Annotated in this window: 26 protein-coding genes; 19 read left to right on the forward strand and 7 right to left on the reverse strand. The window is 37.1% G+C overall.

Translation table 11 applies throughout. From position 1 onward, the window contains the following. On the reverse strand, nt 1-877 hold an 877-nt coding region (locus J2756_RS00005; RefSeq protein WP_209580794.1), incomplete at its 3' end, for a DUF4012 domain-containing protein. Between the two features lie 228 nt (nt 878-1105). Here J2756_RS00005 and J2756_RS00010 point away from each other — a divergent pair. Then, nucleotides 1106-1447, forward strand: coding sequence for a hypothetical protein (locus J2756_RS00010; RefSeq protein ID WP_209580797.1), 342 nt, complete (start codon nt 1106-1108; stop codon nt 1445-1447). Between the two features lie 65 nt (nt 1448-1512). On the opposite strand, the gene J2756_RS00015 is transcribed toward J2756_RS00010, so the two are convergent. Next, complete coding sequence (locus J2756_RS00015) at nt 1513-3231, reverse strand: sensor histidine kinase (protein ID WP_209580800.1); 1719 nt, start codon at nt 3229-3231, stop codon at nt 1513-1515. A gap of 778 nt (nt 3232-4009) precedes the next feature. Next, nucleotides 4010-4951, reverse strand: coding sequence for a phosphate butyryltransferase (locus tag J2756_RS00020; RefSeq protein WP_245315836.1), 942 nt, complete (start codon nt 4949-4951; stop codon nt 4010-4012). 298 nt (nt 4952-5249) lie between these two features. Here J2756_RS00020 and J2756_RS11590 point away from each other — a divergent pair, with 298 nt between their 5' ends. From J2756_RS11590 to pyrE, 4 genes are all read left to right on the forward strand, one after another. Further along, nucleotides 5250-5375: a symporter small accessory protein gene (locus tag J2756_RS11590; RefSeq protein ID WP_281063366.1), complete on the forward strand. Its 126-nt coding sequence runs from the start codon at nt 5250-5252 to the stop codon at nt 5373-5375. A gap of 343 nt (nt 5376-5718) precedes the next feature. Further along, nucleotides 5719-5973, forward strand: a complete 255-nt coding sequence (locus J2756_RS00025) for a PRC-barrel domain-containing protein (protein WP_209580804.1) — start codon at nt 5719-5721, stop codon at nt 5971-5973. A gap of 29 nt (nt 5974-6002) precedes the next feature. Continuing rightward, a complete protein-coding gene (locus tag J2756_RS00030) occupies nt 6003-6182 on the forward strand; it encodes an orotate phosphoribosyltransferase (RefSeq protein ID WP_245315837.1) in 180 nt (59 codons plus the stop codon). Between the two features lie 64 nt (nt 6183-6246). Then, nucleotides 6247-6777 carry an orotate phosphoribosyltransferase gene (pyrE, locus tag J2756_RS00035; protein ID WP_209580807.1) on the forward strand — a complete coding sequence of 177 codons (531 nt, stop codon included), beginning with the start codon at nt 6247-6249 and terminating at the stop codon, nt 6775-6777. A 16-nt stretch (nt 6778-6793) separates the two neighbouring features. Here the strand turns inward: pyrE and J2756_RS00040 are convergent, their stop codons facing one another. Next, nucleotides 6794-7354, reverse strand: coding sequence for a hypothetical protein (locus J2756_RS00040; RefSeq protein ID WP_209580809.1), 561 nt, complete (start codon nt 7352-7354; stop codon nt 6794-6796). 252 nt (nt 7355-7606) lie between these two features. Continuing rightward, nucleotides 7607-8131: a MogA/MoaB family molybdenum cofactor biosynthesis protein gene (locus tag J2756_RS00045; protein ID WP_209580812.1), complete on the reverse strand. Its 525-nt coding sequence runs from the start codon at nt 8129-8131 to the stop codon at nt 7607-7609. Between the two features lie 607 nt (nt 8132-8738). Here J2756_RS00045 and J2756_RS00050 point away from each other — a divergent pair. The 11 genes from J2756_RS00050 (at nt 8739) to mtnA (ending at nt 19094) form a co-directional block, all read left to right on the forward strand. Then, entirely contained in the window at nt 8739-9245 is a 507-nt protein-coding gene (locus J2756_RS00050; protein WP_209580815.1) for a ribonuclease VapC, read from the forward strand. A gap of 330 nt (nt 9246-9575) precedes the next feature. After that, nucleotides 9576-10718 carry a DUF2117 domain-containing protein gene (locus J2756_RS00055; protein ID WP_209580818.1) on the forward strand — a complete coding sequence of 381 codons (1143 nt, stop codon included), beginning with the start codon at nt 9576-9578 and terminating at the stop codon, nt 10716-10718. Between the two features lie 382 nt (nt 10719-11100). Then, complete coding sequence (locus J2756_RS00060; protein WP_209580821.1) at nt 11101-12087, forward strand: methanogenesis marker 2 protein; 987 nt, start codon at nt 11101-11103, stop codon at nt 12085-12087. Between the two features lie 52 nt (nt 12088-12139). Further along, nucleotides 12140-13678, forward strand: a complete 1539-nt coding sequence (gene mmp3 / locus J2756_RS00065; protein ID WP_209580824.1) for a methyl-coenzyme M reductase-associated protein Mmp3 — start codon at nt 12140-12142, stop codon at nt 13676-13678. 67 nt (nt 13679-13745) lie between these two features. Further along, nucleotides 13746-14138, forward strand: a complete 393-nt coding sequence (locus tag J2756_RS00070) for a methanogenesis marker 6 protein (RefSeq protein WP_209582244.1) — start codon at nt 13746-13748, stop codon at nt 14136-14138. Then, entirely contained in the window at nt 14135-14518 is a 384-nt protein-coding gene (locus J2756_RS00075; RefSeq protein WP_209580827.1) for a DUF2111 domain-containing protein, read from the forward strand. Before J2756_RS00070 ends, J2756_RS00075 begins: the two co-directional genes overlap by 4 nt. Beyond that, complete coding sequence (locus J2756_RS00080) at nt 14515-14961, forward strand: methanogenesis marker 5 protein (protein ID WP_209580832.1); 447 nt, start codon at nt 14515-14517, stop codon at nt 14959-14961. The genes J2756_RS00075 and J2756_RS00080 overlap by 4 nt, the downstream gene beginning before the upstream one ends. Further along, nucleotides 14954-16183: a methanogenesis marker 15 protein gene (locus tag J2756_RS00085; RefSeq protein ID WP_209580836.1), complete on the forward strand. Its 1230-nt coding sequence runs from the start codon at nt 14954-14956 to the stop codon at nt 16181-16183. The genes J2756_RS00080 and J2756_RS00085 overlap by 8 nt, the downstream gene beginning before the upstream one ends. Before the next feature lie 10 nt (nt 16184-16193). Further along, on the forward strand, nt 16194-16748 hold the full coding sequence (locus J2756_RS00090; RefSeq protein ID WP_209580839.1) for a methanogenesis marker 17 protein: 555 nt from the start codon (nt 16194-16196) through the stop codon (nt 16746-16748). A gap of 300 nt (nt 16749-17048) precedes the next feature. Continuing rightward, entirely contained in the window at nt 17049-17900 is an 852-nt protein-coding gene (locus tag J2756_RS00095) for a radical SAM protein (protein WP_209580853.1), read from the forward strand. A 252-nt stretch (nt 17901-18152) separates the two neighbouring features. Then, nucleotides 18153-19094, forward strand: a complete 942-nt coding sequence (gene mtnA, locus J2756_RS00100; protein ID WP_209580856.1) for an S-methyl-5-thioribose-1-phosphate isomerase — start codon at nt 18153-18155, stop codon at nt 19092-19094. A 116-nt stretch (nt 19095-19210) separates the two neighbouring features. Here the strand turns inward: mtnA and J2756_RS00105 are convergent, their stop codons facing one another. Further along, complete coding sequence (locus J2756_RS00105; RefSeq protein ID WP_209580869.1) at nt 19211-20242, reverse strand: class I SAM-dependent methyltransferase; 1032 nt, start codon at nt 20240-20242, stop codon at nt 19211-19213. Between the two features lie 262 nt (nt 20243-20504). Between J2756_RS00105 and dph5 the strand changes: the two genes are divergently transcribed. Together dph5 and J2756_RS00115 are read left to right on the forward strand one after the other, a co-directional pair. After that, complete coding sequence (gene dph5, locus J2756_RS00110) at nt 20505-21296, forward strand: diphthine synthase (RefSeq protein ID WP_209580872.1); 792 nt, start codon at nt 20505-20507, stop codon at nt 21294-21296. A 116-nt stretch (nt 21297-21412) separates the two neighbouring features. Then, nucleotides 21413-22342: a DNA adenine methylase gene (locus J2756_RS00115; protein WP_209580875.1), complete on the forward strand. Its 930-nt coding sequence runs from the start codon at nt 21413-21415 to the stop codon at nt 22340-22342. Nucleotides 22343-22434: 92 nt separating this feature from the next. Here J2756_RS00115 and J2756_RS00120 read toward each other — a convergent pair whose 3' ends face one another. Next, nucleotides 22435-22674, reverse strand: a complete 240-nt coding sequence (locus tag J2756_RS00120; RefSeq protein WP_209580878.1) for a hypothetical protein — start codon at nt 22672-22674, stop codon at nt 22435-22437. A gap of 306 nt (nt 22675-22980) precedes the next feature. On the opposite strand from J2756_RS00120, the gene J2756_RS00125 reads away from it, so the two are divergent. Then, the gene (locus J2756_RS00125) at nt 22981-23745 is read left to right on the forward strand and encodes a TetR/AcrR family transcriptional regulator (protein ID WP_209580881.1); all 765 of its coding nucleotides are present in this window, start codon (nt 22981-22983) and stop codon (nt 23743-23745) included. The last annotated feature ends 243 nt before the right edge of the window (nt 23746-23988 follow it).

The raw sequence follows: 23988 nt of genomic DNA on the forward strand, positions 1-23988 counted from the left end.
TTGGACCTGCAGCACTTACAAGTGCGTTAACTGCATCAGGTGTTATCATCACAACTGCATCTGTTTTTATTCCCTTGTTGTACTCAACTATTTCCTGTGCCTGTTGGGCACCTTCCTCAGTGCTTACACCGTACAAAGAATCGTGAAGCAGTAACTTACCTGAACCCAATGATGATGGTTCAGCTGCTGTTGGATGTCTCAGCCCTCCAGGATATATTGCTGTTGTATTTTTAACGTTGCCGTCAACAAGGTTAATTGCAAATGCCATGTCAACAGACCCTATACCCTGAGTGCCCTGGTCCTCTGTTGGATCATCACACAACAAAAGGATGGTGTGGTTTCCCCTCATAACATTTGTTTCCCCTGGCTGTTCATACTCATACACAATGAAAGCTGCCACTGCAGCCAAGAGTATTAACATAACAACCAGACCTTTCTTTAAGCCTGACTTAAAATTGTGCCCTTTACTTGCATTCTTTGTAACGGCTTCATCGTTCACGTAGTAGACCCCTTCATCGTGGCCTTTGATGTACTTAATTCTGCTTATAATGGCTCCTAATGAAAAAATCAGGGCAAAAACTGACATGCCTGCGACTAAAAATCTTAGATCGACTTCCAGTAGGAAGTACTTCAGGACAATGGCGATGATCAGCGTAAACACTGCACTGAGTTCTAAAATCAGCACAGGCTTTTTTAAGATGTTCCTACAACCCTCATGGGGGTAAAGTATTGCTGTTAAGCTATAACCTAAAAGTAGAAAGATCAGTATTAATGTGCTGTTTAAAAGAAATTTGCTCTGGGAAAGTATTGTTGCCGTGATACAGACGATCGCCACTAAAAGAATTAGTCCCAGGTCTTTGGTTGATAACTGTTTCATCTTAATTACTCCAAATAAAAACTTGAATTATTTATTAATTTTAATTTATTTATTAATTTTCTGCAGAAGATTTATGTTCTGATCTTAAAACATAAATAGCTATGTTTTGAACTTAAATTTTAGTGGGTGGATACTGAATAAAAATATACAACAAATATTTTAGATTACAAATATTTTAGATTATATATTATTTCCCCTTTTAACATGAAACAGTGGAGATGCAAAAAAATGGAATCCAAAGAAGTGAAAATAACAGAACAGGATGTTATTGATGTGATACATGTTTTTGATAAGGTTCCTTCCCTCATCTTGAGGGGATTTGTGTCCAGAAATGCGAACGTTGTAAAATCCTTCAAAAACCAGATAGATTCATATAAAAACAAATTATCCGAAGAGGATATTGCAAAGGTGGCTAAAGTCATTGAGATGCAAGTTCCAGAACTCCAGGAACTAATGAATAATGTATATAAAAAAACCCATAAAAAGCAGTTGAAGATACTTTCAGATCCCAAGGCAGAGCCTTTTATCACCAAAAACCTGAAGGAGCTTAAAAACGTATTGGATTTATAGTGGTCAGATGGATTTAGAGGTGAAATCAGGTTCAAAAACACAGTTTCCATTCAATCCCCATCCATTTAAACCCTTTTTTCGTACTCCATTTCACTGAAACTGATTTTAAATTCTGTTCCATTGTTTCTTATGAGTTCCATACTGCCCTCAATCTGCCTTACTAAACTGTTGACAAGCTGCAGACCCAGTGTTTCCGCGTTTTCAGGTTCAATACCTTCAGGTAAACCTGTACCGTTATCTGCAATTTTTAAAATGTATGCTCCACCATTGGATTTTAAGCTGACCTCAATTTTACCTTTTCTACCCTTTGGAAATGCATATTTCAGGCTGTTTGTAACAAGCTCGTTGATGATGAGACCGCAGGGTATTGCTGTGTCAATACTGATATTTGATTCTTCAAGATCAAATTTGGGTTCAATTATCTCCCCATTTATTCCATAAGAGTAGAATAAATTTGAAAGAAGTCTTTCCAGGTACTCCTTGAAGTTTATGTTGGTAAGGTTGGGGGATCTGTACAGTTCTTCATGCACAATTGCCATGGTTTTGATCCGGTTTTTACTTTCCATTAAAACATCCAAAGTTTCCTCATCTTCTATGTAATGGCTTTGAAGGTTAAGAAGGCTTGATATGATTTGAAGGTTATTTTTAACCCTGTGATGTATTTCCCTTAGAAGTACCTCCTTTTCATGCAGGGAATCATTTATGATCCGTTCGTTTTCCTTTTGTGGGCTGATGTCACGGCTGCTGCATATGAAACCTTTGAACTCATTCTCATTGAAGATAGGCTTTTTAATGGTTTCAACCCAAACATTTTCCCCATCCGCTTTTTTGTACCTGCACTCCACCCTGGCACTTGACCTGTTTTCAATTGCCCTTTCAACAGTCTCTTTAACTTTATCCACATCATCTGGATGGATGTAATCAAAGAAATCATTTCCCAGCATGTCCTGGGCAGTGTAACCAAGGAATGGTTGGGAAGAGTTGCTAACGAACTTGTATTCAAATTCATTGTTGGACTCTGTTACGAGATCCATCATGTTGGAGGATATGAAACGGAGCTGGGCCTCACTTTCCTCAATCAATTCCTTGCTTTTTTCCAAATCTTTCTGGGTTTTTTTGAGTTCATCCAGGGATATAAGTTCTCTGATGACCACAAGAGCAACTAATATTCCAACACACATAATTAAAACTTGGCTGGGAGTTTTTAATAGTAACAATATGCTGTAGGTTACGAGAACAGTTATGAATGGAATGTAAGATACCCAGTTGCTTGTTTCAAGAAATTTATTGAGGGATTGAATTGGTTTTGAATCAAAATTCACATTTTTAATGAATGATATTCCTGCCAAGAATGTGAAGGAAGAGGTTATCATGTATAAAACGCAGCTAACCCATGTGTAAACACTGTTTGGATCCACTACATTGTAGGAGAACAGGACATCCCCTACTATCTGTGAAACAACAGTTCCAAAGAATAGAACAATTGTTAATTCAGAGATTTTCTGGCTTCTGTTAATAAGGAGGGTTAATATGGAAAAGAGAATTAAAATATCCATGAATAAGTACAGTATCCTCTCAATGGATGCTGAGAGACTGTGACTTTGAAGTGAAGGTTCTATCAAGAGGAACCAGATTAAAAAGAAAGCTGCAAGCATTAAAATAATTATATCAATTAAATTTTTAGTTTTTAATTTGAAGGGCCTTTTTATGAACATGAAAAACCCTGCAATGAAGAAGGGATAGTTGATCATGAATAGATCATCTGTAATATACAGGAGGGGCATGTTTGGATAAATCGCCAAAATTAGATAGGCCATTTCTGCAGTGGCATAGATCAATTGGCCTAAAAGAATAAAAAGCCAGGGGATCCAGCTTTCCCTTCTATTATTAAATGCCCAGTACGTTGTGTAAATCAGGACTGAAACTGTGAGCAAATTGATTAGAACTATTCCTAAACTGGAAAAGAGGTAGGATGATGAATGGTTTAAACCTACGTAAAGAGGTAAAATTGATAAAAAGATCAAAGAAAATGATAAGATAATTATAAAAGGGTTCAATTCTTTTATTTTATTGTACTCATGCATTCAAATGCCTCAAACCTCATTTTGAAGTTCCAAAACTGCTTTAAAGTTTTATGTCAATCAGTGTAAGTTTTATGTCAATCAGTGTAAGTTTCATGTCAATCAGTGTAAGTGACATTTTTATATATTATAAAAAAACTTTTTTTCAAACACTTTCGTTCACTTTTTGCCTAGAGGGATGTTTTATCTAATTTTTGTTGGGTATATACAGATTGGACGGATTCAGTACTTAAATCCAATTTTTTAAGCTTTTAAACTTCAATTTTTAGAATTGTAAATTTAATGTAATATAGTTTTCTGAATACCATAATATTTTATTACTGGAAGTAGGGCATGCAAAGATCTCAATAAAATACAACCAATAACTAATAAAAAGAACTGTTTAGGAATGAACTAACCCCTGAATTTTATCTTAAATTCACTGTCCCTTTTTTTTTGTTGAGTTTTGTATCCCACACAAAAAGGCAAAAATTTTGACGAGTTAATAGTGAACCTTCCCGAACTTGATGCTCAGTGTCCGTTCCATGTTTGCCATGAGAACAGCTGTTGCAATGGAGTTCAGCTTTGATTCAGCTGTGTCTGCTCTGGAGGTCATCACAACTGGTGCACTTGCCCCAACAACAACTCCTGCAAGACTGTCACCTGTGAGGTAAACATGGGCCTTCCCAAGCATGTTACCTGCCTCAATGGAGGGCACAACAATTATATCTGCCTTACCTGCCACGGGGCCTGTGATGCCCTTATGTTTTGCAGCACTGGGACTTATGGCGTTGTCCAATGCGAAGGGACCGTCTATGATTTTACCGCTGAACTGACCTCGCTGGCTCATCTTTGCAAGGACTGAAGCATCTATGGTTGAGGGCATTTTAGGGTTTGCAAGCTCAACAGCAGTTGTAACAGCCACTTTAGGTTCTTCAATTTCAAATATATTGGCAAGGTAAATGGCATTCAATATTATACTGGCCTTCGTGTCAAGATCAGGGTTTATGTTCATGGCCCCATCTGTTACAAAGAGAAGACGATCCAGTGAGCTGCTTTCAAGAACGTTGACATGGCTCATGATCTTCCCGGTTCGCAGGCCCACTTCTCTGTCCAGAACTCCCCTCAAAAAGTCATCGGTGTGGACCATCCCCTTCATTAGGATATCTGCTCTGTTACTGCTTACAAGTTCAACTGATTTTTTAATGGCCTTAAGATTGTTTGGTTCATTAAATATTTTGTCCTTTTGAATATCAAATCCATTATCTTCTGCTATTTCAATTATCTGCCTTTTATTTCCGACTAAAATATAATCTGCCATATCTAATTTTTGAGCTTTTATAACAGCTTCAAGAACAGTTGGATCCTGGGCCACGGCCACAGAGATCTGTTTTTTTGGATATGATTTAATCTTTTCAAAGACCTGCCTGAAATTGGTTATCAATTTCATTTTCCCCCAAATGTATTTACGGAAATTTCATTTCAGATGCGTAAAATTTTTACATGAACCACAAAAAAAATTGTTCCATGGATCTAGGTTTACACCATTCCCCTAGAATGAAGGTTCAAAACCTAATTTATTAAAATAGCTATGTATATTATGATATTTAATTTTAGTAGTTTTAAATGGATTTTTAGGTAAAAATCAAATACCATGCATTATAATATAGATTAAAATAAAGATTTAACCAAATTATGGATACAATATGAAGGGAGAAAAATAGCTGCTTGGAGGTGAAAATATGGTTTTAGGGATTGCTGATCCGTGGATATGGAGTGGTTACATTCTTTGCATACTTGCAACTGTACTATGTGTAGTTTATGGTATATTGAACTGGAATAAGGGTGATGAAGAAGAAACCACCTGATTTTTATCGTTCATTTTTTATTATACATCTTATTATTATTTTCAATTAATAAACAGGGTCTTCAAACTGTTCTAAATCATATTTAAAACTTTTTATTCAAAATTTGAATTATCATGGCCCAAAAAAAATCATTGTTGATCTGCCTCTTGATCTGGTAACAGATGAAGTTGATTTGGATATAATAATATAAGATTCCCATGCCCAATATTTCCCACATCCTTCAATCGGAAAGTTTAGAAACTATAAGTACCCATAAGATCATTTAAAAGATATATATTAGAGAGTTGCAGCAATAACTCCATAGTTCATATTTTAACTGCAACTTCAGTTTAGAGGTGATATCATGAGAATAATTGAAGAGATCATTGGAAAGGAAGTTCTGGATAGTTCTGCAGTCATAATTGGAAAGGTAAAGGATGTTGAAGTTAACATAGAAAACAGGACAATTGAAGCATTCATACTTGGAAAAGGAGGAATATCTGAAAGTATTGGAATTTCCAAGGGTGAGACAATAGTCCCATACGACATGATAAAACAGATAGGGGACAAAATACTCCTTAAAAATGGCTCTGAAGAGAGTGAATTTGATATAATCTAATTTGATGCAGTTAAATTTGATGAATTGAGATGGTGTTTCTTGTGGAGGTAACAGGCATCTGCAGCATATGTGGAAGGGCAGGTAAGATGTACACATGTTCCCTTTGCGGGGCAATAGTATGTGGTAACTGCTACGATATTGAAAATGGAATCTGTAAGCCATGCAAGGGAAGAGGTAAATCCATACACAAGGATACCACCAATTTATGAGGCTTTCGGATCAAATTAAAACAATCCTCAGAAACTATCAGATAAAATTCAGTGAGTGAGAACAATGAAAGACAAAAAACAGGAATTAATAACTCTTTTAAAGGAAAATGAAGTCATAAAATTTGGAAAATTCACTCTTTCATCAGGTAAAGAGAGTGATTACTACGTGGACATGAAAAGAGCAGTTACAAACCCTGAGATACTCTCTAAAGTTGCTGAAATAATATCTGAAAAAATTGAGGGGTTTGGTGTGGATAAAGTAGCAGGTCCTGCCCTTGGAGCTGTACCCATTGCTACAGCGGTTTCATTAAATGCAAAAATGCCTTTACTAATGATAAGAAAGGAAAAAAAGGGATATGGTACTTCTAAATTGATTGAAGGTGACTTGGAAGAGGGAGATTCAATCGTCGTTGTTGAGGATGTGACCACAACAGGCAAATCCCTTTTAAAAGCAATTGATGCTATCGAAAATAACAAAGGCGTTATAAAACGGGCTTTTGTGGTGGTTGACCGCAGTGAAGGTGCTTTGCAGAACTTTGAAAATAAGGGAATAAAATTAGAGCCTCTTCTATCCATAGAAGATTTCAATAAATGAAAATAAAGGAAATGAATTAATTATTCTGTCCTTTATTATTCTTCTGCTTTTTATTATTGGTTTGCTTTTGTTTTGAGTTTTTAACAGTTTTAGTTGTTGTTTTTGTAGTCATTTTAAGAAGCAATCCTTCTTTAATTGATACCTTGTGTTCAAGTGCTGCTTCCCTTTTTACAAAGCTCGTGATCTGCCCATCACAGCCTGTGACTGTTGAATTCTGTTTAAATGCCTCTATTTCACTGTTCAAACTCTTAGCTTGTCTTTCAAACTGATCTAACGCATTTAAAAGACCTTTTGCCTTTGCATTACTTCCGTAAGTTGCTTTCAAACTTTCTATTTTGGCTATCAGTGATGTTAATTTACTCTGAGTGTCTGTTAGGGTCTGAAGTTGTTGTGATGATAGTGTGGTGTTGCTGGTGTTGTTCAGGGTACTGTTATCTGAAACAGAACTGTTGTTAGTTGAAATATTTGTGGAGTTGGTTGTGGCGTTTAAAGCTTGTGTTATCTCATCTGCAAAAATAGGTACCATTAAAGCTGCACTTAAAACTGCAACCATTAAAATAATTGATATTTTTCGCACAGATCTCACCTCATAATTAGTTATAACTTCAAATTTGTTATTTAAATATATAAAGCTTTTTAAGGACTATATTTTAAAAAATAATATGTTTCTGCATTATGTGATAATTTTAAACTGCTATAAAACCTTTGAGTGAAATTTTTGTGAGTAAATTCACAAAAAAAATCGTAGTGTCAATGGTTTAAAAATTAATTTTTAAGGGATCAAACAATTTCCTTAACTTAAAAAAGAGTAAATCTATATTAAATGTAATTATTCCCTTAAATGTTTGACAAGATGTCCAAGTTCCGGTACAATTATCTTTAAGCCGGTTTTAACTGCATTTGGAGAGCCTGGCATTGAAACGATCACGGTGTTTTTATAAATCCCTGCAGTAGCTCGGCTCATAATTGCACCGGTTCCAAGCTCTTTATAGGATTCATACCTGAATATTTCCCCGAAGCCTGGGAGTTCCTTTTCAAAAAGGGGTTTTAAAGTTTCAATAGTTATATCCCGAGGACCTATACCAGTTCCACCTGTTGTTATTATTACTTCAGCATGATCATCTTGAATCATTCCTTCAACTGAGGATACAAGAAGTTCTGCATCATCTGGTATCACCTCATAACCAACAAGCTGATTCTTCTTTTTGATTGAATCTACTATGAGTCTTCCAGACAGATCTGTGTCTTCATAATTCTGCAGATCTCTGTACTTAGAATCGCTGAGTGTTAAAACTGCAGCTTTAACAGATTTTGGTGCTTTTTTCTTGTGAGTTTCCATACTTTCGCTTTTCATCCTTTCACCAGGTTTAAAATGCTTTTTTTCAAAAAAATTCTTATAAACATTTTTTGAATTGATCTTATGTTCCATGAGTTATGTAATTAATTAATTTTTTTCTCTTGGCACAGATCATAAGGGAAACCTATAAAAATTCATGATCATGGGTTAAATAAGTTTAAAATAAGTTTTTAGAAGGAGGATTTATGATTTCAGGGAATATTACTGGGAAAAGAATTAACCCTGTTATACTGTAAACATCGATATGTTTGTTATTAATTCCTTTTTTAAATCTCAAATCTTAAAACTAATACAAAAATATAAAAAGTTCAAAAAAACTGTTTTTAATATTATCAATGATGGGGAGGGCATTAGGTCCAAATCGGAGGCGGTTAATTTTCTTTGCGAAAAAATTAAGAGGAGTCTAATTTTGCCCTCCCTCAACGCTAATTTATGGTTTTCATAACATAAAAACCTTTTGAACCCAAGGCCTTTGAATTTAAACCAAGCATTTAAACCAATTCAAAGAACAAAAAAACTGATTAAAACACTTTTTTTCTATTTTAACTATTTTCTATTAGGATACAGTTAATATAAATACCTAAAGGGAGATAATAGAGATTATATGAAAAATAAGATATTTGTTCTGGATGCTTCGGCTATCATAGGTGGATTTTACTCAAAAAAATCGGCTAATTTCACAACCCCTGATGTTATATCTGAAATTAAAGATTTAAAGTCAAAAATATTGCTTCAATCTGCTATTGAAGATGGATGCATTGAAATCAAAGATCCAGATCATGATGCTCTTAAAAGCTTGGAAACAGTTTTAAATGAATCAGGAGATATTTTAAGGCTTTCTGAAGTTGATAAAAATATTGTGGCACTGGCAATTACCCTTAAAGATCAGGGATACGAGCCTACACTTGTAACGGATGATTACTCAATGCAGAATATTCTTAAAATCATTGAAATTCCTTATAGAAGTGTTTTAACCCGTGGAATAAAGGATGTGATTGGATGGGTAAAGATATGCAAGGGATGTAAAAAGAAATACCCTCCAGAGTATGGTATGGATGAATGTGAAATATGTGGCTCCAGAATCATCCGAAAAAGGGTTAAAAAGTCATGATGAGGGTTTGATCTGAACCAACTTTAAAACACGTTTAAAAACTCACTAATAAATTTTTGCATTAAACTTAAACTTTTGCATTGTATCTGAGTTATTCATTTGCATTAAATTCTATAGCTCTGATCAAAGTTGATATTATCCATTTAAAACTGTCTTTTTTTGAATTGATTTGGTATTAACAATAGTGGTATTAACAGTAGTTTTTAAAATAAAAGTTGAAGTAATCTAAATCTTTCTTATGGGATCATTTTATGAGTATTTTTTTTTGATGCTATTTTTCAAACCTTTGTAGATAATTATAAAAACCCCAGGATCCTAAGTGGTATCTTGATGAAGATTGGAGTAGTAGTTCACGGACCTCAAATGCTGGATTCAGGATACGCAGAAAAAATAATGGATATTTTAGGGAGTTATGGGGAAGTAAGGGCCAGATTAGGTGGTACTATGGGTAGAACTGCTGTTATTGATGCCAAACTTGAGAAAAAGATAGACATCACCCAAAAACTTCTGCCAAGCCAGTCAATCAACAAGTTCCTTGATGAAGACGTTGATATCATATTCCTCCTGAACTATGGAAAATCCAGTGTAACAGGCCATGCATTTGGATACAAGGTTTCAAAAAGGGCTAAAACAAATTATGGTTCTAAATACACTTCTAATATTCCATTGATACAGATAGAAAGACCTGGGGAATCTGATGGGAGTGTTGTGCCATGGGATCCTGAGCTTTCAGATCTTGCAGTGGAAATAGCCGATGCATTACGCCTTAAAACTGTAACGCCGGAATCAATAAAGAGGGAGATGAAGGATAAAACTAAATGCACCCTAAAAACTCATGAAGAAAACACTGAAGTCCAGAGGAAGGTTGCAGGTGTTTCTCCAGATGAGAACATATTCCTCAATGGAATTGTTGTGGGCAGGTCAAAATCATCTGACATCACCCTAGTTGCTGAAAACGGTGTTTTAATCAGTATAATTGGTGGGCAGCTTAAAAAACACGGTGTTGAAAAGCTCGGCAAAGTTGACCTTGAAAACGCCATAGTCAAAACAGGACTCCTCCGACGATCCAGAGTACAACCTCGCGTATTAAAATCGGATAAAAGCAACCCTAAGCTTAAGGTTACCTACCTTGATCATGCTGCAGAGGATGTCTACAGTTTGAAGGATTCTGATATTGTTGTAACTGTTGGTGATGATACAACACTCGTTGCTGCAGATATACTCTACAGATTCAACGTTCCAATCATAGGCATCACAGATGGGGATCTGGACAGGGTTGTTGAGGAGGGATTCAAGACCCGGGGTTCCATGGTTGTTGAAGTTGAAAGTGGTTGGGATGATATTATTGGCAAAAAAATCTTTTCTAAACTTTTCAATGGCCAAAAAACCATAGAAATAATGGATATAGAAAATTTTAAGGGGGAAATAATACAGATAATACGCAGTACAACAACCTCCTACAAAATATTATGAGTTCAGGTATGTCTGAATATTTTTCACAAGTATGTCTGAATATTTTCACAAAATTTTGGACAAGATATATCAATCCTAAAAATATGATCCAACTTACTATTTTTAAAATAGAATTTAAGATACAAATTTAAAGAAATTTAAATGATAAAATTCTTTAATATGTACTTAGGATAAATTAATTTAGATAAAATTTGTCAAAAAAATTTTTTAAATAATCATTCACATGCAAGTTTAACATAAAATAAAAATAAAAAGTTAAGTAGCTGATAAGAACCAATACTCAAATAAAAACCACTGTTTATATAAAAAAAGATGTTGATTGATTTCATCATGATTAAATCAAAAATTATTGTTTAATTCAATAAAATCGGGGGCATGGAATTTGGATTTAAAATCTCTCGTTGATTCTATAAGAAATTTTGAAGGTATCACACGTAAGAATCTAATAAAGGATGTTACAGGACCTCTTAATAAAACCTACAACATAGCTGGAAGAACAGTTCTGGGTTTTGGGGATGATGCATCTGCAATAGATATTGGGAACAACACCCTGCTTTTAATGGCCGCAGATGGAATGTGGGGAAAACTCATGGAAGCAGACCCATGGTGGACTGGCTACTGTTCAGTGCTTGTCAATGTCAACGATATTGCAGCAATGGGCGGAATACCAATGGGAATGACAAACGTTCTTTCAATGAACAACAAAAACATATGCAAGGAAATAATGGAAGGAATAAATGCCGGTGTTGAAAAATTTGGAGTACCCATGGTTGGGGGACACTTCCATCCTGACACACCATACAATGCCCTTGATGTTTCAATAACGGGCATAGTGGGTCGTGATGATCCAATAACAAGCTGCGGAGCAGAAGTAGGTGACAAGGTCATATTTGCAATAGATCTGGACGGTAAAAAACACCCAAAGTTCCCACTGAACTGGGACACGACCACCTTCAAAACACCGGAGCTAGTACAGGCACAGATAAAGGTTATGAACGATATTGCTAAAAAGCACCTTGTAACTGCAGGAAGAGATATAAGTAATCCTGGAGCTATTGGAACCCTTGGAATGCTCCTTGAAGCATCAGGTGCAGGTGCAAGGGTTGAACTTGAAAGCATCCCAAGAAATGAGACAGTGCCCTGGGATGAATGGCTCAAACTTTACCCTGGATCCGGCTTTGTACTAACAGCCCGGGAAGAAAATGTTGATGAAGCCATTGAAATGCTTGAAGCTGTGAACATCACTTCAAATGTTGCAGGTGAGATTATTGAAGATAAAAAGCTTCATTTAACTTACGATGATCAAGAAGAGATGGTTTTTGATTTCACTAAGGACAGGATAATGGGGATCAAGGAAAAAAGGTCTTAAAAGATATAATGGTGAATTAGATGATAAAATAACTGTATTGTGAGGCGATTATATGCTTGTAAAGGTCAATGGGGAAGATTTAGAACTTCCTGAGGGGTCAACAGTAAAGGATGCAATAGACTCTTCAGGCGCACCCTACATTGAAGGCTGTGTGCTTGGAGTCATAAAGGGCAAGGAAGAAATTGAAAGACACGTGAATAAGTACAGCATCAAAACAAGTAGGGGAAGCATAATAATCGAACTCCTACCTGAAGGTTCCAAAAGCCTTGTAAACTCATGGAAAAAGTATTACAAAGAATTTGGAAACCTCAGGATAAGATGGACAACATCAAACGAGGTTTCACTTGGCCCTGTAAAAACGGATCTCAAACCCAGCAGGGAAGAATACAGGTACAATAGATGGGATGTTATTTTAAGCCTTTCAGGATTCACTGCAGATTCCACCCACATAATATTCAGCAAAACAAAGCATGATGCAGTTTATGGAGCTCCTGAAGAGAATAAAGGAGTTTTTGCAAGGGTTGTTGGTGGTAAAAAAACCATAATGGAACTCACAGATGATGACAGGGTTATGGAAGTTAAACCCGTGCTTGAAAGGGAGAGCACAGTGAAGAGTGCAACCATCACAGACCTGAACACACCCCTATCAGATGGAAACGAAGTATTCACCTACGTACTCATAAAACCAACAGAAAAATCTCCAGAATCAGTAGAACACCTTTTTGCAGTCTTAGAGAAGGAAAAACTCACTGTGGATTATGAATCTGATTCATTCGTGGGATTCTATGGTTTACAGGGTCTTGAAAGAAATCCTGAATATGTGGATCAGAGAAGAAGGGGAACAGTAACCCTCAGAAACAGGGGTGCTGGTGTGGGACGTATCTATGTTTACAGGGAGGACAGGGTTTCAACCCCGGCCCACACAGTTGTTGGCAAGGTTCAAAGGGGAATGCAGTTAATTGACATGGTGAATTATGGAGATTACATTGCCTTAAAAACAGATGTTGATAGAATAATGACACTCTCCATGACTCAGGGTGATGCAGAAGAATTTTTAGCATCAAATGGGGTGGAACAGGTGCGTGAAGGACTTACTGATGATGATGCCCTAATTGTGGGTCAGGATCCCCTGTTCACCATGGACATAATGGGTCAGAAGAAAGTTAAAACCTTCGCAGTTCCAAAAGAGAACATAATACAAATGGAATTTGATGAGAAAGCCCCAAGATCCTCATGGTACTTCAAGAAGATCACAGGCCTTCTGGATTCACCAGTGGGATCCCTTAAGGTTCACTTTGCCTTCCCTGGAATGAAGGTGATGATGTTCGAGGGAGACAGCAAACAATCCAAGGGACTCATACCTGAAAACGTTCCAAGGGACTGTGTTAAGGCAGGACAGATAGGTCTGACCAATATGTCAAGACGCCACATTGGAATCTTGGGGGTTCGATTTGAGGACAACGATGAATTTGGACCTACAGGAGAACCCTTTGGAGGAACAAATATTGTGGGGAATATTTTAAAGGGAATGGAAAATCTTGAAAAAGTTAAGGATGGAGAGACTGTTTATGTCACAACAAAAAAACTCTGAAGTCAATCCTAAATTTGAAGTTGTTCCTGAAGATTCAAAGAACCCTGAAAGTTCCAAGGTTACAAGAATGATTATACTGGGGCCATCTGCAAGCATAAGCCAAACAGAACTTGTTGGAAAACTACACATGATGGAACTTCCCCTGACCATAAAATCAACCTGCTACGGGGCCATTGTTAACGGTGAAGAAAAGTACGTTAAGCAGGCAGTTGAAAAGATAAGAAAACTAGACTACTGCAACATATTCACCAAAGACAGGGGATTTCCACCAGGAGACCCTAGAAGATGCAGGGCTAAAAGGGGTGCTGCAAGGGAAGGATACCATCAGCTTGAAAAGGAATTTGAACTCCTCGACTTTGTAAGTGAGGCCCTTAAAAATCCTGAAAAGGTTTGTATAGAAAAACCCAAGAAGGTACCTGTTGAACTATTCAAAAAAGTTTGTAGGGAGTGTGAAAAATGAAAATAACAGCATCATCAACTGCAGGGGAAATAACACCCCTAGCACTGGCAATCCATGAGATCGCAAGCGGGCTTCCAGTAACCATGCGAACAAAAAATGTTCCAGGTGTTCGTATAGAAGATGGTGAAGTTATTGATGACAACTACACAGGCCCCATACTTGAAAAAGTTTTGGTGGATGGAAAAAAATCCCGAGAAACACCTAAAACAGGCCCTTACACAGGCATGCCTGTACTGGTTGTTCCTTTAAAGGAAGAAGGAGAAGTTATCTGTGTAATAGGTGTTGTTGATATAACAAAAGGAATTTACAGTGATATAATGCATATAACCAGAAGACCTGGAGAGATAAAACCAGAAATGTCCAAGGGGGAGTTCTATTGAAAATAGCAGTATTTCCACCTAACTCACTTATATTAGCAGACCTCGTTGAGAGAAAGGGACATGAAGCCCTAGTACTGCAGAAGGAAATAAGGAAAAAGGTAACGGATGTTGAAATAGATTCACCACCCCTGAACATAACAGAGGAAGAACCTATAAAGGGTCTTAAATACGCAGCCATAGAAGTGCCCTCTGGTGTCAGGGGAAGAATGGCAATATTCGGGCCGTTGATAGATGAAGCAGAGGCAGCCATAATAATGGAAGATGCACCCTTTGGATTTGGATGCATAGGATGTGCAAGAACCAACGAACTATCAATGTTCTGCCTCAGAAAACGGGGAATACCAACCCTGGAACTCAAATATCCAAAATCAAGGGAAGAAACAATAGAAGTTGTTAACAAGATAAACACATTTTTAGACGGGCTGGAGGAAGAAAATGGTTAAGATAGCTCAGATATCCTGTGGAACAGACTACAGTGGTGTTCAAAAAGAAATAGAAAAGGCAGCTGCAACTTTCGGATCCGAGATAATCATTCCAGAGGCTGATCTTGACTACATAGATGAGGCCTATGAAAAATTTGGATTCAACGCTGCAAGCTCAGGAATAAGACTGATGATAGCAAGGGCAATGTCCATAGTAGAGGGAAAAACAGATGCAGATGCAGTTTTCATAGCAACCTGCTTCAGATGTGCAGAGGGAGCCCTTGTAAGAAATGAGCTCAGACGTTTCATACAGCAGAACACACATCTACCAGTTGTAACCTACTCATTCACAGAGAGAACCAAGGCAGACGAACTCTTCATAAGAATGGAAGCCCTTTCAACCATAGTTGCAAGAAAGAGTTTGCTTGCACGTGAAAAACAGGAAGGTCTTACCATAGGTATAGATTCAGGTTCAACCACAACCAAAGTTGTGCTCATGGAGAACAACAAGATAATAGGAACAGGCTGGCTCCCAACAGGGGATGTTATTGAAACAGCCAACACTGGAATGGATCAGGCCTTTGAAGGTACAGGGTACAAACTGGAGGATGTTGATGGGGTTGGAGTAACAGGTTATGGAAGATTAACCATAGGACACCACATGAATGCAGCACTCATTCAGGAAGAGCTCAGTGTCAATGCAAAGGGTGCTGTGTTCCTTGCAGGTCATCAGAGGGGAGAAGCCACTGTACTGGACATAGGGGGTATGGACAACAAGGTCATAACAGTCAACGACGGCATACCTGACAACTTCACAATGGGGGGAATATGTGCAGGTGCATCTGGAAGATTCCTTGAAATGACAGCCAGAAGATTGGGTGTTGACATAACCGAGCTTGGACCCCTTGCACTCAAGGGAAACCATATGAAAGCTCAGCTCAACAGTTACTGTATAGTTTTCGGTATACAGGACCTTGTAACTTCACTTGCAGCAGGAGGCCGTAAAGAGGATGTTGCATCAGCAGCATGTTTCTCAGTTGCAGAGCAGGTCTATGAACAGCAGCTCCAGGAGATAGATGTCAGGGAACCGCTCATCCAGGTGGGGGGAACTTCACTCATAGGCGGGCTTGTTGATGCTGTGAGCACCATACTTGGAGGGATAGATGTTATCGTCCCGGAATACTCCCAGTACATTGGGGCTGTAGGTGCAGCACTTCTGGTATCTGGTTTAACCAAGAAATGAGGCCATAAAAATGAAGGTTGAATGCTACGATGAAAATGGGGCAGAAGTCTACGAGATGATCGCAAGACACATACTCCAGGAAGTACAGGTTTCCCGTGCTGTGAAGGATTTAAACATCTACGTTGATCCAAGGGAACCAGTTTTTATAATAGTTGTGAGATTTGAAAAGGCAGCAAACCCCATTCTTCTTGAAGACTTTGCAGACCACGAACTTGATAGTAAAGCCAATGAACTCTTCATAAGGATCAGGGATGAAACCTACCTACCTGATCTCCTTAAAAAACTATGGGAAATTGAGGGAAGAAACAAGGTACATCAGCCCAGCAGGTTTGAGGTCATAATAGATGATCCTAAATCTGATTTTAAGGAAATGATTGTTCGTGATCCTCAAGAGGATATGAAAAAGAAGGTATATGATGCAATGTTTCGAATAATTCCTGAGGGCTTCAGGGTTATAGAACATAAAAATGATGGAGATATCCTTGCAATGACATGTTCTGATAGTTTAATTAAAAAAGAATGGCTTGATAAGACAGATGAAATGATAGAGGAGATGAAGGAATAGTTTTAAATCCATAATTTTCCCATCATTTATACGGGTTTTAAATCTAAAAATAAGAGATTATAGGATATGTAAATGTCTTAAAAATCTGTCTTAAAAATGCAAACATTTTATAAATATTTTATAAAAAAAGTCATGTTTATTTGCAGAAAATATTCATTGAATAAGTATAAATAAGTTAAATAGTAAGTTAAACACTTATAAAATAAACAATTGTTATGAAGAATTGATAAATTATAATTCTGAATAAATTGGACTGAAACTTTTAATTTAATTCCTTATTCCCATTTGGAGGAACTAAAAATGAACGAATCAAAGTTTGCCCATATAACCAAGGTGCATCCGTGCTTCAACGAAAAGATGCATGACAAAGTAGGAAGAATACACGTCCCAATAGCTCCTAAATGTAATATTCAATGTGGATTTTGTACAAGGGAAATAAATAAATGTGAACAACGTCCCGGAGTTGCATCACGGGTTATGACAGTTGATGAGGCAGTTGAACACGTTAGAAAAGTAACATCTGAAATGCCAATAGCAGTTGTGGGTGTTGCAGGACCTGGAGATGCCCTATTCAATGAGGCAACCTTTGAATTCTTCAAACGCATGGACAAGGAATTCCCTGAACTCATAAAATGCATGAGCACAAACGGCCTCCTCCTGCCAGATAAAGCCGATGAAATTGCTGACATACATATAAACTCAGTCACAGTTACAGTCAATGCAATAGACCCTGAAATTGGGAGTAAAATTTATTCCAATGTATTTTACAATGGAAAACTCTACGAGGGTAAAGAAGCCTTTGAAATACTCTCCAAAAACCAGCTTGAAGGTATAAAAAAGCTGGCTGAAAGAGGAGTGGTTGTTAAGGTCAACGCAGTTTTAATACCTGGATTGAATGATAAACACATCATAGACATAGCCCACAAGGTTAAAGAACAGGGAGCATCGCTCATGAATGTAATACCGCTCATACCTCTCCACAAATTCAAAGACACACCAAGACCTGGCTGTGCAGAGCTCAGCGAAGTTCGAGATGCTGTTGAAGAGATACTGCCTGTGTTCAGGGCATGCACACAGTGCAGGGCTGATGCATATGGTGTTCCTGGAAAAGAGGATAAACACCTGGACATGACGCCAGCAAGCCACTACTGATGGGAAAATACCCTTAAAACCTCATAAATATCTCTTTTTCATATTTTCATGTGTTGATCATAGTTTAAATAACTCTAAATATGGAAATAGCTTTAAAAAAGATTTTAATGATTATATTCTAAGTTTCATTATTTTTACATAGTTTAAAATGATTTATTTTTTAAGGAACATAAAATCGAATTGATAACGATTTGATTAATGAGATAAATAACATCAGATTACTGAAATATCAACGAGTATCAAGTGATAAAAATGAAGACCATGTACTGGAAGAATGGAAAACTAACGCTTTTAGACCAGACAAAACTGCCCCACGAAATCACCTACCTGGAATGTGGAACCTACAATGAAGTTATAGATGCAATAAAAACCATGAAAGTTCGTGGAGCACCAGCAATTGGTGTTTCAGCAGCATTTGCAATGGCACTTGCAGAAAATGCAGGTGAAAATATGGAAAAAGCTGCAGAAGATGTGAAGAATGCAAGACCCACAGCTGTGAACCTTTTCTGGGCAGTTGACAGGGTGATGGATGCAGTGAAAAGTGGAGTTTCAGCACTGGATGAGGCCCAGAAAATGTACGAGGAAGACATGGAGACCCACAGGGCCATTGGAAAGTATGGATCTGAAGTGATAGATGACGGTGACACCATACTAACCCACTGCAATGCAGGGGCACTTGCATGTGTTGACTACGGCACAGCCCTGGGAGTTGTGAGGGGAGCAAGGGATGCTGGCAAAAATATCAAGGTGATATGTGATGAAACCAGGCCAGTACTCCAGGGTGCAAGGCTCAGTGTCTTTGAAATGCAGCAGGAAAAGATACCTGTAAGGTTGATAGTTGATGGTGCAGCAGGCCACATGATGCAGACTGGAAAGGTTGACAAGGTGGTTATAGGTGCAGACAGAGTTGCAAAGGGGGGAGTTGCCAATAAAATAGGATCCCTCATGGTTGCACTGGCAGCGAAACGATTCAACGTACCCTTCTATGTTGCAGCGCCCAAGAGCACATTTGACTATGAAAACAGTATCTACGACATTGAAATAGAGGAAAGAGATGCATCAGAAGTGTTATACGTTGGAAAATGTAGACTGGCACCTGAGGGAACAGCTGTTGAGAACCCTGCCTTTGATGTTGTACCATCAGACCTCATAACAGGGATCATAACTGAGGATGGGATTGTGAGGCCATTATAAAAATTTGTAAAAAAAAATATTTTATTAAAAAGCATTTTATGGGGAGATTTCAATCTATCCAATAATCCATCCATTTCAATTAATTTACCTTTAAAAAAAGTTTGTTATTATGGAAGCTAAAAAATTCTGGCATCGATCCCCATGTGCCAGACCCCCGGACTCTTGGATTTAACCTTCCTCTTACCCAGAATCTCAACCTTACGTGGATATGCTGTTTCTACTATCCTCTCAATTGGAGTTTCATAATCAGAGGCGAACTCGTAGTAATGGAGTGTTCCTCCAGATTTAAGGGCCTTAACAGCCTGCGGTAGAAATTGCCATGCTGTGCCTGGAAGGTTCATTATGATCCTGTCTGCTTCAACGTTGAGATAGCCTAAAACCTTCTCAACATCCCCTAAAAATGGTTTCACTTCACCCTTGAGTTTGTTGATTTCAGTGTTCCTCATCATGTAGTAGTAAGCCTCTTCATTGATGTCAATTGCGTAGATGGTTACGTTGCGCCGCTTTGCAATGGCAATGGAGAATGGAGCAACCCCTGCAAACATGTCGATTATGGTTTCACCATCTTCAACCTGGTCTCCTATTCTTCTGCGTTCTGTGGCTAATCTGGGGCTGAAGTAGACCTTACGCATGTCCAGCATGAATTTACATCCAAATTCAGTGTGAACAGTTTCTGAGGATCCATCCCCTGCAATATGCTCCAGCTCCCTGGTTCTGATGATCCCTTTGATTTCACTTTTTTTACGGAAAACTGCATTTCTACCTGTGAATTTAAGTGCAGCATCTCCTATTAAATATTTTTCATCCTCAAGATCCTCTGGTATCTCCAGTATCACAACTTCTCCAATGATATCAAATGATTTTTTGATTTCATCCATTTTTTCAGGGTCAATCTTTCCCTTAAGGTAATCTGTGAAACTTTTAGGATCCCTTCGCTGTGATTCAAACTCTGTTTCAACAACCTCTAAATTGCAGCATACCTCTTCTCCAATTAAATCCATTAACTGTGATTTTGGGATTTCCACAATGGGTATGAAAACGAATTCTCCAGAACGCTTTATTTTCCAGTCAAGATCTACAACTGACTCTTTCAGGAGCGTTCTGCGGATGTTATCTGCATTTTTTTTGGGAACTTTCAGGCCGATCATGTAATTCCTCAGATTATAAACATTTTTAAAAGTTTTTAGAATTATTTTTTTTAGAAAATTTTTTAATTCATTTATTATTCTAATTATTTTTTAAACTGCCCTTAACTCCTTTCAAACTGGACTTCAGAATCTTGAAGGGATATTATTAAAACAATCTAATATTTAATATTGAATGATGGATATAAATTTTAGATGTAGTTAGATTGATTGAGTTCATTATAAAATTTATCGATTTTTTAAAAAGAATGAAAAAGGTGATTTAATGCTTTACTTTATTGGACTGGGACTTTACGATGCAGGGGATGTTTCCCTGAAGGGTGCAGAAGCCCTTAAAAACGTGGATGCAATTTACGCTGAATTTTACACTGCAAGACTCTTTGGAACAAACATATCCTCCCTCGAAGAGATGTTAGGAGTTGAAATAACCATTTTAACAAGGGAACAGGTTGAAGAGGAGAACATACCCTTAAGAGAAGCTGAAACCAAGGATGTTGCCTTTGTAAGTGCTGGTGACCCATTGATAGCAACAACACATTCAGATCTCATGATCGAAGCTAAAAAAAAGGGAATAGAAACCCGTGTAATCCATTCATCATCAATACTCTCAGCAGCACCAGGAATTGCAGGTTTACAGGCATACAAATTCGGGAAGGTAACAACCATACCCTTTCCAGAGGACAATTACTTCCCACACTCCCCATACCTTGCATTAAAGGAAAATATGGGCTCTAAACTTCACACACTTGTACTTCTTGACATAAGGGCCCATGAAGACAGGTACATGACTGTAAACCAGGGATTGGAGTATCTTATGAAGGTTGAATCTGAACGAAAGGAAAATCTAATCTCAGGGGACACTCTTGCTGTGGTGATTGCCCGTGCAGGTGCAGATAAACCAGTTGTACGTGCAGATAAGATTAAAAAACTTTTAAATGAAGATTTTGGTGGTCCGCTTCATTGTTTGATGATACCTGGCAACCTGCACTTCATGGAAGCAGAGGCACTGGTTGTACTTGGCGGTGCACCACAAGAAATTCTTGAAGAGGATTTGTAAGTGGCTGGAAACCATTTATTTTACCTGACTTCTGAAATTCCATTATCTGAATTGATTTGACTACAGATTAGCCCTGAAGTTTTTAAATAGATGTAAAATTACGGAAACCCTCAAATATGAAACCCTCAAATGCAAAACCATTCCTTAAATGGGTTGGTGGGAAAAAACAACTTCTTCAAGAGTTTGATAAAAGAATGCCCCTACACATAAAAGGGGAAAAAACTATTAAGCGTTATGTTGAGCCTTTTGTTGGTGGGGGGGCAATGTTTTTCTTTTTAAAACGCAACTACCATGTTGAGGAATCATTTCTCTTCGATATAAACCCTGAACTCATAATCTCTTATCAAGTTGTAAAAAATGATTGTAAGAATTTAATACATAGATTAATGAAAATGGAAGAAGAACACCTGAATATGGAAGAAGATCATCGGAAAGAAAATTATTACAGGATAAGAACTGCATACAACCTGCAGATGCAGGATTTTGATTATGAAAACTACAGCAGGGAATGGGTTGAACGTGCTGCATACATGATATTTCTTAATAAAACATGTTTCAATGGTCTTTTTCGTCAAAACAAGAAAGGAGAATTCAATGTTCCATTTGGACGTTACAAAAATCCCAGAATATGTAACGAGGAAAATTTGATTGGGGCGAGCAGTGCCCTGGAGGGCACTGAGATTTTCTGTGGTGATTTCACAAAATCCAGGGATTACATAGAAGAAGGAAGCTTTGTTTACTTTGATCCACCTTACAGGCCACTTAATAGCACTTCGAACTTCACAGAGTACTCTAAAAATGGTTTTGATGATGTTGATCAGATCAAATTAGCTGATTTTTTCGAGAAAATGGATGATAGGGGTGCTTATTTGATGATGAGTAACTCAGATCCTAAAAATGAAAATCCTAAGGATAAATTCTTTGATAGATTATATCGAAGCTATAAAATTGATTCTGTACCTGCAAAAAGGAATATAAATTGTGATGGATCTAAAAGGGGCAAACTCAATGAGTTGATCATTATGAACTATTCCTTAACTTTCTGATTCAAGGATTAAACCTATTCAACAATTGTTCACCCATTTTTTTATGGGAGTTGATGTGCTGAGATGATTTTTTTTTATGGGTTTCTCAGTATTTAGCCAACGTACCCTCCAACATCAGCTTGTCCATGACTTCCAGATTTCTCTATGAATTCACACTTTTCAATGTTTTGAATGGGGATAATAACCCTTCTACTTCCCATTTCATGTTCACCATAATTTATCTCAATAAAACCTCTGACATTATCTATTTCTATTGATTCAACTCCAAATTCGCCTTTTTTAAAGTTGTGAACAGTTCCATTGACCATGTTGATCTCAATTTTATCTATCACATTTACACCCCACATCAATTGTTATACCTTATGTAACTCATTATTCATACAATCTTTGGCATGTATCTCGGATTTTTAACCGATTTATTTATTAAATAAAGGGATTATATTTTATATTAATTTATATTAAGATTGATGAACAGTTTTCACATGGAATTTTGATTCATATTTCAATTCAATCAATGGAATTTCAATGGATCATGTGAAATCATATTCATACAAGAATCAAATCATATTCATACAAAAATCATGATTTTTTATAACACTAACATTTGAAGATAAAAAAAATGTTTAATGGGAATAAAGATGTTAAAAGCAGAACGAATGGAGAGAAAGAAAGAAAAGCGGAGAAATGAAATATTGAACGCTGCAGGGAAATTATTTTTCTCCAGGGGCTACGATGATGTTTCCATTGACAGTATTGCCCAGGAAGTGGATCTGGGCAGATCAACTGTCTACCTGTACTTCGAAAATAAAGAAGAGATTTTTTTTGCCATTGTGCTTCGTGGATCAATTATATTCAATCTTCTGGTTAAAAATGGTGTTGATAAAGGAAAAACAGGACCTGAAAAGCTTATGGGATTCAAAGAAGCTTACCAAAAGTTTGCTGATGATTATCCAAACTACCTTCAGGCAATCAACTACTTCCTATCTGGAAGGTTCCACCTCTACGACAGAAAAACTGCAGAAAATGTAGAAGGTTTCAAAGGTTCTGGAGATGATTTCAAAAAGGATGAAATTTATTATGATGATTTCAAAAAGGATTTGGAAAATGGAAAAATAGTTTCAGATCTGCCAGTACCATGGTTTTCTTCTGTAGACTGTATAAATGAAATCCTTGATTTACGTGGAGAAATGTTAAATATCCTTCGAGATTCCATAAAATTAGCCATGGCTGAGGGAACCATCAGATCAGATTTGGATCCCACAGAGTTCATAGCTCTTTTGATGATCATCATGAATGGCATGGATAATATACCCCCAGATATCAGAAACATGCTTGAAATCAATGGTATAACTACTGAAAAATTTTTAGAGGATATTTGGGATTTTGTGGCCCGCATGATATGATTCATAGTTTAACTCTTTAATAAGTTTTTTTTAGAATTTAGCATATTTCAAGTCATCATTGACCCTAATTTTAGCTATTAATCTATTTTTGATCGATAAATTTATATATTGAATGACGCTACGTCATTAAATGACATCATGTCACAAGGTTATGTTGTAAATGATTAATTTATGATAAATCCAGATTAAAGGGATATACTGAAATGGGTTTTGAATCCCAAAATCTTAGATTTACTAAAATTG

It is taken from the genome of Methanobacterium aggregans, assembly GCF_017874455.1.
GTDB classification, from domain to species: domain Archaea; phylum Methanobacteriota; class Methanobacteria; order Methanobacteriales; family Methanobacteriaceae; genus Methanobacterium_C; species Methanobacterium_C aggregans.